We start from the raw sequence: 13,014 nt of genomic DNA on the forward strand, positions 1-13,014 counted from the left end.
CGACAAGCTCAAGTACCTGGCCGGCGTCGAATCCGGCATGGACGCCTTCGTCAACGACGTCAGCCCCGAACACGCGGCCCAGCGGCTGCGGGAGGTCGCCCGATGAACACCCTCTCCCAGCCGTCCTTCACCCGGCTCTACGGACACGCGCCCGAGGGGGAGTGGGCCGCTCCCGGGCGGGTCAACCTGATCGGCGAGCACACCGACTACAACCTCGGCTTCGTCCTGCCGATCGCCCTGCCGCAGACCGTCCGCGCCCAGGCCCGCCGCCGCGACGACGGGCTGCTGCGCCTGCACTCCACCAAGGGCGGCAGTGCCGAGGTGGCGGTCGCGGACCTCGCCCCGGGCAGCGTCACCGGGTGGGCGGGCTACCCGGCGGCGGTGGTGTGGGCGCTGCGCGAGGCCGGGCACGACGTCGGCGGGGCGGAGCTGTCGCTGGACAGCGACGTGCCGACGGGTGCCGGGCTGTCGTCCTCCGCGGCGCTGGAGTGCGCGGTGGCGATCGCCTACAACGACCTGTACGGGCTGGGCCTTTCGGCGCCCGAGCTCGCGCTGGTCGCGCAGCGGGCGGAGAACGCCTACGTCGGCGTGCCGTGCGGGATCATGGACCAGATGGCCTCGATGTGCTGCCGCGCGGGCGCGGCCCTGCACCTGGACAGCCGGGACCTCACCATGCGCCAGGTGCCGGTGGACCTGGCCGGTGCGGGTCTCGCGCTGCTCGTCCTCGACACGAGGGTCAAGCACGACCTCGGGGACGGCGCGTACGCCGGCCTGCGGGCCGGCTGCGAGCGCGCGGCGCGGCTGCTCGGCCTGCCCGCCCTGCGCGAGCTCGGGCCGGCCGACCTCGCGTCCGCGCTGCCCCGGCTCCCGGAGGAACTGCGGCCGCTGGTGCGGCACGTGGTCACCGAGAACGAGCGCGTGACCGAGGCCGTCGCGCACCTGGCGGCGGGCGCGCTCGCGGCGCTCGGCCCGGTGCTCACCGCCGGGCACGCCTCACTGCGTGACGACTACCGGGTCTCCTGCCCCGAGACCGACCTCGCCGTCGACACGGCCGTCGCGGCCGGGGCCCACGGCGCGCGGATGACGGGCGGCGGCTTCGGCGGCTCCGTCATCGCCCTCGTGGACGCGGAGGCGGCCGAGGCCGTGGCGGCCGACGTCAGCGCCGCGTTCCTGGCCAAGGGCTTCACCGCCCCGCGCACCCTGACCGCGACCCCGGCCGAGGGCGCCCGTCGGATCGCCTGACCGTGCCACCCGGCTTCCGGCGGGGCGCCCATCCGGAGCGCCCCGCCGTTGGCTTCCCGCCGTTGGCCTCTCGCTGTTGGCCTCTCGCTGTTGGCCTCTCCTCGATCGCCTCAGGCCTTGTGCGCCTCCGGACGCTCCGGCGAGGCCTCGGCGAGCGCCCGCGTCACGGCCTCGACGCCCGCGCGCAGGCCGTAGACCGGGGTGCCGGGCTGCTGGCGCCAGGACTCGTCGAGGCCGCCGGCGTCCACGGTGTCGAAGCCGATCTCGTCGATGAGCGCCCGGACCCTGCGCTTGGCGTCCTCGTCGTCGGAGGCGACCGGCACGGCGAGGCGCTCCGGATCCCCCTGGGGGAGGGGCCGCTCGACCAGGTCCTGGGCGTAGGTGCCGTTGAACGCCTTGACGACCGGGTGGCCGAGGTGCCGCTCCGTCCAGCGGCTCTCGGTCAGGCCGCCCTCGATCTCGGCGATCAGGCCGTCGCGCTCCTTCGGGTAGTAGTTGCCGGTGTCGATGAGGGCGAAGCCCTCGGCGGCCCCGTCGAACAGGCCGGCGGGCAGGTCCGGCACGTTCTTCAGCGGCACCGTGACCACGACGACGTCGGCGCCGCGCGCCGCCTCGGCGGCCGGCACCGCCCGCGCCCCCGTCTCCGCGACGAGCCCGGCCAACGACTCCGGCCCGCGCGAGTTGGCGACGGAGACGTCGTGGCCGAGGGCGGTGAAGCGCCTCGTCAGGTTGCCGCCGATGTTCCCCGCGCCGATGATGCCGATCTTCATGGTGGGACCCCTCCGCAAGAGTTTCCGTACGCTCGACATGGCCCAACCACCCCGCGGCGCCGCCGATTCCCACTCCCCGGGGTGATCTCGCGGGATCGGGGTTGACGGGCGTCGGGTGACGGAGCGTCGGCTGTCTGAAGGGGCGCGGACGGCGCGGGTGCGGGTACGGTGACAAGCGCACGGCCGAGATCGCTCCTCGTCGGCCGGAGCGTCCTGATCGCCGGCGGCAGCGGCGTCCTCGGCGTCACCGGCGGCGGCGGTGTCATCGGTGCCACGGGTGGCAGCAGCGTCACCGGCGGCGCACCGGTCACGCTGGGCGTTCGTCACTCCGCGTGGCGGTCGCGCTGAGTGTCCACCGAGCGAGTACCGACACGGCGGAGCCCCGATTTCGGCCCGGTGCCGGTCGCGCTGAGTGCCCGTCGCCTTGAGCACCGCTCACCCTACGAATCGATCGTGCAAAAACGGTGACGGTCGGCCCGTTCCGGCAGATGATGGTGGGGAGGCAACCGGCCGCAGGTCCTCGGGGAAGGAGCGTGCGCCATGGCGACCTTCGACGGGTCCACCGGACTACTGCTCCACGTCCGGCCGGACACCGGCCTCGATCCGGACGAGCTGACGGAGCTCACCGCCCGGCTCCGCGCCGAACTGCTCGACGACCTCGACCTCACCGACGCCGAACCCGTCGAGGAGGAATCCGCGCCCGAGGACGCCAAGGGCCTCGGGAGCCTGGCCGGCGTGCTGCTCGTGCACTTCGTGGACCTCGACATGCTGCGGGCGGTGGTCACCTCCGTCCGGAACTGGGTCGGACGCACCGGCCACGTCGTCGAACTGAGCTACGGCGGCGACACGCTCAAGGTCACCGGGGTGACCGCCAAGCAGCAGGAAACGATGATCGATGACTGGCTCGCACGTCACGCGGCCGTCCCCTGACCTGCCCGACGAACTCCGCTTCGCGCTGGTGGTGGCCACCGCCCGGTACACCGACCCGGCGCTGCGCCAGCTGCGTGCCCCGGCCCGCGACGCCGACCAGCTGAGCGAGGTGCTCGCCGACCCGCGGATCGGCGGCTTCGCGGTGACCCGGGTGGTCGACCGGACCGCGCAGGAGATCCGCCTGGCCGCGGAGGAGTTCCTCACCGGCCGCGACCCGGAGGACCTGCTGCTCGTCTACCTCTCCTGCCACGGCCTCGTCGACGTCCGCCGCAAGCTGTACTTCGCCGCCACCGACACCGTGAAGACCCGGCTCGCCGCCACCGGCGTGGAGTCGCAGTGGCTGCTCGACCTGATGGAGGACTGCCGGGCCCGACGGCTGGTGGTGATCCTCGACTGCTGCTTCAGCGGCGCGTTCTCGCACGGGCTCAAGGGTGACGAGGACCTGGCGCTGGGCGAGCGCCTGCGCGGCCAGGGCCGCGGGCGGGTGGTGCTGACCGCCTCGCGCGGCAGCGAGTACTCCTGGGAGGGCGAGCCGCTGTCCGGGACGGAACCGCCCGGTTCGGTGTTCACCACCGCGATCGTCGACGGCATCCGCAGCGGCGCGGCCGACGAGGACCACGACGGCTACGTGTCGGTCGACGACGCCTACGCGTTCGCCTTCGACCGGATCCGCTCCGGCGGTGGTCGGCAGACCCCGCAGCGGTGGCTCTACGGCGCCGAGGGGAAGATCCTGCTCGCCCGCAGCCCGGCCGGCGTGGCCGTCGCCCCCGCGGCCCTGCCGGAGGCCCTGCGCAGCGGCCTGGACAGCCCGCACCCGGCCATCCGGCTCGGCGCGGTGACCGCGCTCGGCGAGTGGCTCACCGGGCCCGACCCGGCGCGCGAGCTGACGGCCCGGCGGACGCTGAAGGAGGTCGCGGACGCCGACGTCCCCCTCGTGGCCTCGGCCGCGCGCGCCCTGCTGGCGCAAGCCGAACCGAAGGCCGGGGAACGGCCGACGCAGCCGTCGAAGGCGCCCGACGGGCCGGAGGCGCCCCCTTCCAGGGCCGGCCCTTCGAAGGTCGGGTCGGACGGGCCCGGGGTGCCGGCCTCCAGGGCCGAGCCCGGGGTGCCGGCGTCGAAGGCGAGGCTCGACGAGGCCCGTCCGTCGCCCCCGAAGGTCGAGCGCACGCCCGGCGGGGCCCGGCTCTCGCCCCCGGGATTCCGGCCCGAGCCCGGGGGACGTCCGGAGCAGCCCTCGAAGGCCGAACCCGTCGAAGCCCGGCCCGCTGAAGCCCGACCCGCCGAAGTCCGGCCCGTCGAAGCCCGACCCGTCGAAGTCCGGCCCGTCGAAGCTCGGCCCGCCGAAGCCCGTCCGTCGCGCCCGAGGCCCTCGCCCGGTCCCGCCGCGTCGCCGCAGCGCGTACTGGCGGCGGAGCCCGCGCGGCCCGAATCCCGCCCAGAGCCGGCCGGGCGGGCCGCAGGGCAACCCGCCGTGCCGCCGGCCGCACGGGCCCGCCCTGCGGCGGCCCCGGCAGCCCCGGCAGCCCCGGCCGTCCCGGTCGCGCCCCGCCCGGAGGCGCCCGCCCGTCGGACGGCGCCCCGGCCTCCCCCGGCGCTCGCGGTCCCGTCGCCGGAGGTGCGCGCGCGGGCGGTCCCGCCTCCGCCGCCGGTCCGGGACGTGGAGGAGTTCGGCTCGCTGGCGCAGGATCTCGTGTCCCCATCGGCCGGTTCGTCCTCGCCGCCCTGGTCGTCACGGCCCCCCGGTTCGTCCTCGCCTCCCGGGCCACCGCCACCGCGCGGCCCCGGAGCCCCGAGCGGCCCCGGAACGCCGCCCGGTCCCGGAGCCCCGAGCGGCCCCGGAGCCGCGCCCGGCCCCGGAGCCGCGCCCGGCCCCGGAGGCCCGCCTGCAGGCGCCCCGCCCGGCCACCGGATCCGCCTGCTGCCGCGCGGCCGCAAGGTCCGTGCCCTCCTCCTGGGAGTGCTCCTGCTGGTGGTCGCCGCCGTCGCCACCGTGATGGTCACCTCGCGCCCCGGCCCGCCGGCCGCGCGGACGGCCGCGGGCGCGGCCCCGAACGCGGGGGCCGTCCCCGCCGTCTCGACGGATCCGGCGCTGGCCGCCCTGGTCCCGGCCGCCGTGCGGTCGAGCGGCAGGCTGGTCGTGGCCACCGACCCCGCCTACGCGCCGAACGAGTTCAAGGACGACAAAGGCGTGATCGTCGGGATGGACGCCGACCTGGCCAAGGCGATCGCCCGCAAGCTCGGACTGACCGCGGACCTCGAAGCGGTGAACTTCGACGGGATCGCCCACGGCGTCATGTCGGGCGCCTACCAGCTGGGCATGAGCTCCATCGACGACCGCAGGAACCGCGAGGGGTACGTCGACATGGTCGACTACTTCACCGCCGGCACGGCCGTCGCGGTGCGGGCCGGGAACCCGGACGGGATCGACCCGAACGACCTCTGCGGCCGGTCGGTCGCGGTGCGGACCGGCAGCACCCAGGCCGGTGAGATCACCGGCACCCGTGATCCCGCCTGCACCACCGCGGGCAAGCCGGGCATCCGCAACGGCGGCGACCCGTACGGCGCGCAGAAGGACGCGACGGCCGCCGTCGTCTCCGGCCGCGACCAGGCCCTGCTGGGCCCGTCCGACGTCGTCGACTACGCGGTCAGCACCGCCGACGGGCAGTTGACGAAGGTCGGTTCCACCTACGGATCGATCCCCTACGGCATCGCCGTCGCCCGGGGCAGCACGCTCACCCAGGCCGTCCGGGGCGCCGTGCAGGAACTGATCGACGACGGCAACTACGGCCGCATCCTCACCAGTTGGGGCGTCCAGGCCGGAGCCGTGGGCCAGGCATCGGTGGACGGGGCCACCAGCTGAGCCGACGCCTCATCGGCGGACGAATCGTCAGAACACCGACGAAGAGCTCCTTGAGGAGCAAACCCGCACCATCGCCGCCCCCAACTCCGGCCGAACGGGGGGCGGCGATCCACTCCAACCGGCAGGTAGCAGTGCCGTGCCCGTTGTCCGGGCGGCGGCGGCCCGGGACCATTCGGGCCCGGGGGGTGTCGTGCACCACACGCGAACTCTGCTGGAGGGGTTTCGGTCATGAGGTGGAAGACACGGATCGCCGGCACGCTGGCGGTCGTGCTGGCGCTGGGCACTACCGCCCTGAGTCCGACGGGAGCCGCCGGCGGTCATCCCGCCACCGGCGTCGGCTCCTGCACCATCAAGAACTGGGACCCGGGCGACGACCCGGGCGACGCCACGGACCTGCCCGAGGGGCAGCGTCCCCAGTCCTACAAACCCGACGACTACGACTGCACCGGCGCCTCCTTCGCCGCTCCCGGCGTCGAGTTCACGAAGTTCCCGCAGCCGGGGAACTTCCGGATCGCCAACAGGCAGACCGCGAGGACGGCCAACGACGCGGTGGCGACGGTGAGTTCGCCAACCCAGGCGGTCAACCCGCTCGCGCCGTACTTCCCGCCGTTCACCCACTTCGTGGTCCTCTACCGCGAGAACCACACCTTCGACGACTACCTCGGCGACTGCGCCACCACCGTCCAGGCCGGCTGCAACGGCGCCGTGCAGAGCACCAACCACATCTCGTCGGTGCCCAACCTGCACACGCTGGCCAAGAACTACGCGCTGATGGACGCCTACAGCACCGGCACCCAGCCGCCGAGCGGCCCCAACCACTGGTGGCTCTTCTCCGCCCAGTCGGCGTCGAGCTCGCAGCAGCAGGCCTACCCCACCGCGGGCGGCACCCAGTTCGACCGCTTCCTCAAGGGCCCCGGCGGCGGCTACCCGTTCATCATGAACGGGGACTTCTACTGGATGCTCAGCAGCGGCAGCGGGTACTGGCGCAACCCGGCCACGAACAACATCGAGGCGCTGCCGGTCAACCGCCCGGGCACCGGCGTCCCCGAGGAGCTCAACTACAACCACTACACCTGCTGCGGGCAGAACGACGACGACCAGACCATCGCGAACGACTACATGAACTTCGTGACGAGCAACGGTCTGCCGTCCTACTCGTACGTCGAGCTGTTCAACGACCACCCGGGCACCTACCAGGACATCCCGAAGAACGACGCCGTCACCAAGCAGGTCGTCGACTTCCTGATGAACAACGCGTCCTACAAGGACAACACGGTGATCGTCGTCACCGAGGACGACACCCAGAACGGCAGCAACGGCCCGGACCACGTCAGCAACACCTACCGCGTGCCGACCGTCGTCGTGGCCTCGCCGACGTACATGAAGCAGGGCTACGTCACGCACGTCGCGTACACCACGGACAACGTGCTGGCCGCGATGGAACGGGTCATGGAGAACACCCACCCGGGCATCATCGACCCCAACGACAACGTCGGTCTGGCGACGTTCCCCATGACGACCGCCGACCAGGGCGGCCTCGGGGACCCCCTCGAAGACCTGTGGATCCAGGGCGCCACGCCCCTCTCGGCCACCGCCGCCGGCACGCCGCCGACGGGCAACGCCCCGCTGAACGTCGCCTTCTCCGGCTCGGCCACCGGCGGCACCGCGCCCTACGCGTACAGCTGGAACTTCGGCGACGGTTCGGCGGCGAGCACCGCGCAGAACCCGAGCCACACCTACGCGACCGCCGGGACGTACACCGCGACCCTCACCGTCACGGACGCCGCCAACCCGGCCCACACCGCCACGGCGACCGTCACGACCACCGTCAGCGCCGTCGGCAACCCCCTGGCGGCCACCGCCGCCGGCACACCGACGTCCGGCCAGGTCCCGCTGAACGTCGCCTTCACCGGCACCGCCACCGGCGGCACCCCGGCCTACGCGTACAGCTGGAACTTCGGTGACGGTTCGGCGGCGAGCACCGCGCAGAACCCGAGCCACAGTTACGCGACCGCCGGGACGTACACCGCGACCCTCACCGTGACCGACAGCGCCTCGCCGCCGAACACCGCCACGGCGACCGTCACCGTCACGGCCTCGCCCATCGCGGGCACCGCCCCGGGCGCCCCCACCGCGCTGACCGCGACGGCCGGCAACGGCCAGGCGGCGCTCGGGTGGACGGCCCCCGCGAGCAACGGCGGCGTCTCCATCACCTCCTACCGCGTCTACCGGGGCACCGCGAGCGGCCAGGAGAGCCTCCTCACCACCGGCGGCTGCAGCGGCCTGGGCGCCGTCCTCTCCTGCACGGACACCGGGCTCACCCCGGGCCAGACGTACTACTACAAGGTCAGCGCCGTGAACTCGATCGGCGAGGGCACCCAGAGCAACGAGGCCAGTGCCACCCCCACCGGCTGCCCGCCCCGACAGCTGCTCGGCAACCCCGGGTTCGAGACCGGCAGCGCCGCGCCGTGGACCGCCAGCTCGGGTGTCGTCAGCAACAGCACCACCGAGCCGCCGCACAGCGGCAGTTGGGACGCCTGGCTGGACGGCTACGGCAGCACCCACACCGACACCCTCGCCCAGTCCGTCACCCTGCCGACCGGGTGCGGCACCTACAACCTCTCCTTCTGGCTGCACGTCGACACCGCCGAGACCACCACCACGACGGCCTACGACACGCTCAAGGTGCAGGTCCTCAACAGCTCCGGCACGGTGCTCGCCACCCTGCACACCTACTCCAACCTTGACCACAACACCGGCTACGCGCAGCGGAGTCTCGACCTGTCGCCGTACGCGGGGCAGACCGTCACGCTGAAGTTCACCGGCAGTGAGGACTACGAGAAGCAGACCTCGTTCGTCATCGACGACACCGCGGTCAACGTCTCCTGACGGGCCCCGCCCGGCCGGCCCTCCCGCACACCGGGAGGGCCGGCCTCCTGGTGCGCGGCGCACGGCTGCCGTACCGTCGGTCGCCGTGACCCTCGACCAGGACCGCGCGAACCGGATCTTCCCGCCCGCCACCTACGCGGACGGCGTGCCGTACGACCTCTACCGCGAACTGCGGGCGGCCGGGCCGGTCCACCGGATCGAGGAGCCGCCCGTCGGCGACTGGCCCGCGGGGCCGGGCTACTGGGCGGTGCTGCGGCACGCGGACGTCAAACACGTGCTGCGCAGCCCGGGGGACTTCTCCTCCCACCTCGGCGGCACCCAGATCCGCGACCCCGAGACACCCGCCGACCTGGCCTTCGCCCGCACGATGATGCTCAACCAGGACCCGCCGGACCACTCGCGCCTGCGCCGCATCGTCGCCGCCGCCTTCACCCCGCGTGCCCTGGCCGCCCTGGCCACCGACATCGAGAGCCACGTGCACGAACTCGTCGACACCGTCCGGCCGTTGGGCGCCACCGATTTCGTCGGCCTGGCCGCCGACCTGCCCCTGTGGACGCTCGCCCGGGTGATGGGCGTCCCCGACCGGGACCGCCGTCTCCTGCTGGACTGGGCGAACCGGGTGATCGGCTACCAGGACGCCGACCACGCCGCGTCCGCCACCGCCGACCCGGCCGGCCTGACCCCCTCGGCCACGCCGCCCTCGCCCACCGCCCGACCGCCACCCCCGGCGGCCGTCCGCTCAACCCGCGCTCCCGCGCCGGCCTCGCCGACCTCTACGCCTACGCCCACTCCCTCGCCCGACAGTCGGACGCGGACGGCCTGTTGGCCCGCACCCGGGAGGCGGGGCTGACGGTCGACGAGTTCGAGACGATGTTCTTCCTCTTCGCCGTGGCCGGCAACGAGACCGTCCGCAACGCCCTGCCCGGCGGGCTCCACGCCCTGCTCAGCCACCCCGGCCAGTACCGACTGCTGTGCGAGAAGCCGGAGTTGACCGCATCTGCAGTCGAGGAGATGCTGCGCTACTGGCCTCCCGTCGTGGAGTTCCGCCGCACCGCCACCCGGGACCTCACCCTGGCGGGCCGGACCGTCCGGCGCGGCGACAAGGTCGTCGTCTACCACGCCTCCGCCAACCGCGACGAGCACGTCTTCCCCGACCCCGACCGCTTCGACATCACCCGCACCCCGAACGACCACGTGAGCTTCGGCTACGGCCCCCACTTCTGTCTGGGGGCCCAACTCGCGCGCCTGCAGATGACCGTGATGATTCGTCACATCATCACGACCCTCCCCGGCCTGGAGCTCGCGGACCCGGGCCGAGCCCCGCAGCGCCTGGTCTCCAACTTCCAGAACGGACTCAAGTCCCTCCCGATCAGATGGCGCGCGGGCGGCGGCTCGCGCCGGGTGAGCGGCGCGCGCGTCAGCGTGCGCAGTCCGGGCAGAGCCCCCGGTAGGTGACCTCGGCGCCCGACACGGTGAAGCCGAAGCGCTGTTCGGACGGGAGGTCGGCGAGCGGGTCGCCGGCCGGGTGGACGTCGCGGATGGTGCCGCAGTCGGTGCAGACGAGGTGCTGGTGGGGGTGGTGGGCGTTGGGGTCGTAGCGCTTGGCGCGGCCGTCGGTGGCGACCTCGACCACCTCGCCGAGCGTGACGAGCTCGCCGAGGGTGTTGTAGACGGTGGCCCGGGAGATCTCGGGGAGCCGCTCCGCGGCGCGGGCGTGCACCTCGTCGGCGGTGAGGTGCACGTGGTCGCCGTCGAGGACCTCCGCCACGACGCGCCGCTGGGAGGTGAGGCGCCAGCCGCGCTCGCGCAGTCGTTCCAGGAGGTCGCTCATGTCGGTTCACCTATTCAGGTCAATGGAGAAACCCGGAGTTTATCAGCGGATATCAGGGTTATCCGGTATTGGACCCGATACTTCCCTGGTGTCCTTCTTGACTTGGATTGCGTCCATCGTAGGATCGGCTCCGGCATTAGCCTAGGCAGCAGCACACCAGGTAGCGCAAGACACCGTGATCCGCCTTGTCAGGGAAGGATTCCCATGTCTGAGAACCACGATGCAACCGGAGTCGGAGCACAGGCGGAGGGCACGGGCGGCTGCCCGGTCGTCCACGGGCGCGCGGCGCACCCCACCCAGGGCGGCGGCAACCGCCAGTGGTGGCCCGACCAGCTGAACCTCAAGATCCTCGCCAAGAACCCCGCGGTGGCGAACCCGTTCGGCGCGGAATTCGACTACGCGGCGGCCTTCGAATCCCTCGACCTCCCGGCCGTCAAGCGCGACATCGCCACGGTCCTCACCACGTCGCACGACTGGTGGCCCGCCGACTACGGCAACTACGGCCCGTTCATGATCCGCATGGCCTGGCACAGCGCGGGCACCTACCGCATCCGCGACGGACGCGGCGGCGCCGGCGGCGGCCAGCAGCGCTTCGCCCCGCTCAACAGCTGGCCGGACAACGCGAGCCTGGACAAGGCCCGCCGCCTGCTGTGGCCGGTCAAGAAGAAGTACGGCCGCAGCCTGTCCTGGGCCGACCTGATGGTCCTCGCCGGCAACGTCGCCCTGGAGACGATGGGCTTCGAGACCTTCGGCTTCGGCGGCGGCCGGGTCGACGAGTGGGAGCCGGACGAGGACGTCTACTGGGGCCCGGAGACCACCTGGCTCGGCGACGAGCGCTACACCGGTGACCGCGAGCTGGAGAACCCGCTCGCCGCGGTCCAGATGGGCCTGATCTACGTCAACCCCGAGGGCCCCAACGGCAATCCGGACCCGATCGCGGCCGCGCGCGACATCCGCGAGACCTTCTACCGGATGGCGATGAACGACGAGGAGACCGTCGCCCTGATCGCCGGCGGCCACACCTTCGGCAAGACCCACGGCGCCGGCCCGGCGGACAACGTCGGCCCCGACCCCGAGGCCGCGCCGATGGAGCAGCAGGGCCTCGGCTGGAGGAGCGCCTTCCGTACCGGCGTGGGCGGCGACGCGATCACCAGCGGCCTGGAGGGCGCCTGGACGCACACCCCCACCACCTGGGACAACTCCTTCTTCGAGACCCTCTTCGGCTACGAGTGGGAGCTCACCGAGAGCCCCGCCGGCGCCCACCAGTGGATCCCGAAGGACGGCGCCGGCGCCGACACCGTGCCCGACGCGCACGACCCGTCGAAGCGGCACGCCCCGGTCATGCTCACCACCGACCTGTCGCTGCGCCTGGACCCGGTCTACGAGCCCATCTCCCGGCGCTTCAAGGACGATCCGGCGCAGTTCGCCGACGCGTTCGCCCGCGCCTGGTTCAAGCTCACCCACCGCGACATGGGCCCGGTCGTCCGCTACCTCGGCCCGGAGGTCCCGAGCGAGGAGCTGATCTGGCAGGACCCGCTGCCGGCGGCCACCGGCGAGCGGATCGACGCCGCCGACGCCGCCGCGCTCAAGGAGCGCGTCCTGGCCACCGGCCTGTCCGTCGCCCAGCTGGTCTCCGCCGCGTGGGCCGCCGCCTCGTCCTTCCGCGGCAGCGACAAGCGCGGCGGCGCCAACGGCGGCCGGATCCGCCTCCAGCCGCAGGCCGGCTGGGAGGTCAACGACCCGGACGAGCTCGCGATCGTGCTGCGCGCCCTCGAAGGCGTCCAGCGGGACTTCAACGCCCGGGCCGGTGCCAAGCACGTCTCGCTGGCCGACCTCGTCGTGCTGGCCGGTGGCGCGGCCGTCGAGAAGGCGGCGAAGGACGCGGGCGTCGCGGTCGAGGTGCCGTTCGCGGCCGGGCGCGTGGACGCCTCGCAGGAGCAGACCGACGTCGAGTCGTTCGCGGCGCTGGAGCCCTCGGCCGACGGCTTCCGCAACTACGCCGGCAAGGGCCAGCGGCTGGCCGCCGAGTACCTGCTGCTCGACCGGGCCAACCTGCTGACGCTGAGCGCCCCCGAGCTGACCGTCCTCGTCGGCGGCCTGCGCGTCCTCGGCGCGAACCACGGCAGGTCCACGCACGGCGTGTTCACCGACACGCCGGGCGTGCTGACGAACGACTTCTTCGTCAACCTGCTCGACCTCGACACCACGTGGAAGGCCGCCTCCGGGGACGCGACCACGTTCGAGGGCCGCGACTCCTCCGGCGCCGTCAAGTGGACCGGCACCCGCGCCGACCTCGTGTTCGGCTCGAACTCCGAGCTGCGCGCCGTCGCGGAGGTCTACGCGAGCGACGACGCCAAGGAGAAGTTCGTCCGGGACTTCGTCGCGGCCTGGGTCAAGGTCATGAACCTCGACCGGTTCGACCTCGCCAAGGCGTGACGCCCGGCTCGGGGCCGGGCCCGGGGCCTGTCCGTGCGGACAGGCCTACACCGGGC

10 protein-coding genes are annotated in these 13,014 nt (G+C 73.3%); 8 read left to right on the plus strand and 2 right to left on the minus strand.

What is annotated here, in order from left to right:
* Positions 1-102: 102 nt before the first annotated feature.
* Positions 103-1,242 (plus strand): galactokinase, encoded by a 1,140-nt coding sequence (gene galK / locus ACFXDE_RS42465; RefSeq protein ID WP_380499551.1) that lies wholly within the window; start codon positions 103-105, stop codon positions 1,240-1,242.
* A gap of 110 nt (positions 1,243-1,352) precedes the next feature.
* On the opposite strand, the gene ACFXDE_RS42470 is transcribed toward galK, so the two are convergent.
* Positions 1,353-2,108 (minus strand): NADPH-dependent F420 reductase, encoded by a 756-nt coding sequence (locus ACFXDE_RS42470; RefSeq protein ID WP_380499561.1) that lies wholly within the window; start codon positions 2,106-2,108, stop codon positions 1,353-1,355.
* Between the two features lie 72 nt (positions 2,109-2,180).
* Between ACFXDE_RS42470 and ACFXDE_RS42475 the strand changes: the two genes are divergently transcribed.
* The 6 genes from ACFXDE_RS42475 to ACFXDE_RS42500 all read left to right on the plus strand — a co-directional run bounded on the left by ACFXDE_RS42475 (position 2,181) and on the right by ACFXDE_RS42500 (position 10,146).
* Complete coding sequence (locus ACFXDE_RS42475; protein ID WP_380499563.1) at positions 2,181-2,360, plus strand: hypothetical protein; 180 nt, start codon at positions 2,181-2,183, stop codon at positions 2,358-2,360.
* Between the two features lie 192 nt (positions 2,361-2,552).
* Positions 2,553-2,942 (plus strand): hypothetical protein, encoded by a 390-nt coding sequence (locus ACFXDE_RS42480; RefSeq protein WP_380499552.1) that lies wholly within the window; start codon positions 2,553-2,555, stop codon positions 2,940-2,942.
* Entirely contained in the window at positions 2,908-5,802 is a 2,895-nt protein-coding gene (locus tag ACFXDE_RS42485; RefSeq protein WP_380499553.1) for a transporter substrate-binding domain-containing protein, read from the plus strand. The genes ACFXDE_RS42480 and ACFXDE_RS42485 overlap by 35 nt, the downstream gene beginning before the upstream one ends.
* A 228-nt stretch (positions 5,803-6,030) precedes the next feature.
* Positions 6,031-8,691, plus strand: coding sequence for a PKD domain-containing protein (locus ACFXDE_RS42490; RefSeq protein WP_380499554.1), 2,661 nt, complete (start codon positions 6,031-6,033; stop codon positions 8,689-8,691).
* Positions 8,692-8,776: 85 nt separating this feature from the next.
* Entirely contained in the window at positions 8,777-9,541 is a 765-nt protein-coding gene (locus tag ACFXDE_RS42495) for a hypothetical protein (protein ID WP_380499555.1), read from the plus strand.
* Complete coding sequence (locus ACFXDE_RS42500; protein WP_380499556.1) at positions 9,514-10,146, plus strand: cytochrome P450; 633 nt, start codon at positions 9,514-9,516, stop codon at positions 10,144-10,146. The genes ACFXDE_RS42495 and ACFXDE_RS42500 overlap by 28 nt, the downstream gene beginning before the upstream one ends.
* Here ACFXDE_RS42500 and ACFXDE_RS42505 read toward each other — a convergent pair.
* Complete coding sequence (locus tag ACFXDE_RS42505) at positions 10,109-10,522, minus strand: Fur family transcriptional regulator (RefSeq protein ID WP_380499558.1); 414 nt, start codon at positions 10,520-10,522, stop codon at positions 10,109-10,111. The two genes, ACFXDE_RS42500 and ACFXDE_RS42505, sit on opposite strands and share 38 nt — an antisense overlap.
* 204 nt (positions 10,523-10,726) lie before the next feature.
* Here ACFXDE_RS42505 and katG point away from each other — a divergent pair, with 204 nt between their 5' ends.
* Positions 10,727-12,958: a catalase/peroxidase HPI gene (katG, locus tag ACFXDE_RS42510; protein ID WP_380499560.1), complete on the plus strand. Its 2,232-nt coding sequence runs from the start codon at positions 10,727-10,729 to the stop codon at positions 12,956-12,958.
* Positions 12,959-13,014 lie beyond the last annotated feature (56 nt).

This window comes from Kitasatospora sp. NPDC059408 (genome assembly GCF_042751525.1).
Classification (GTDB): Bacteria; Actinomycetota; Actinomycetes; order Streptomycetales; family Streptomycetaceae; genus Kitasatospora.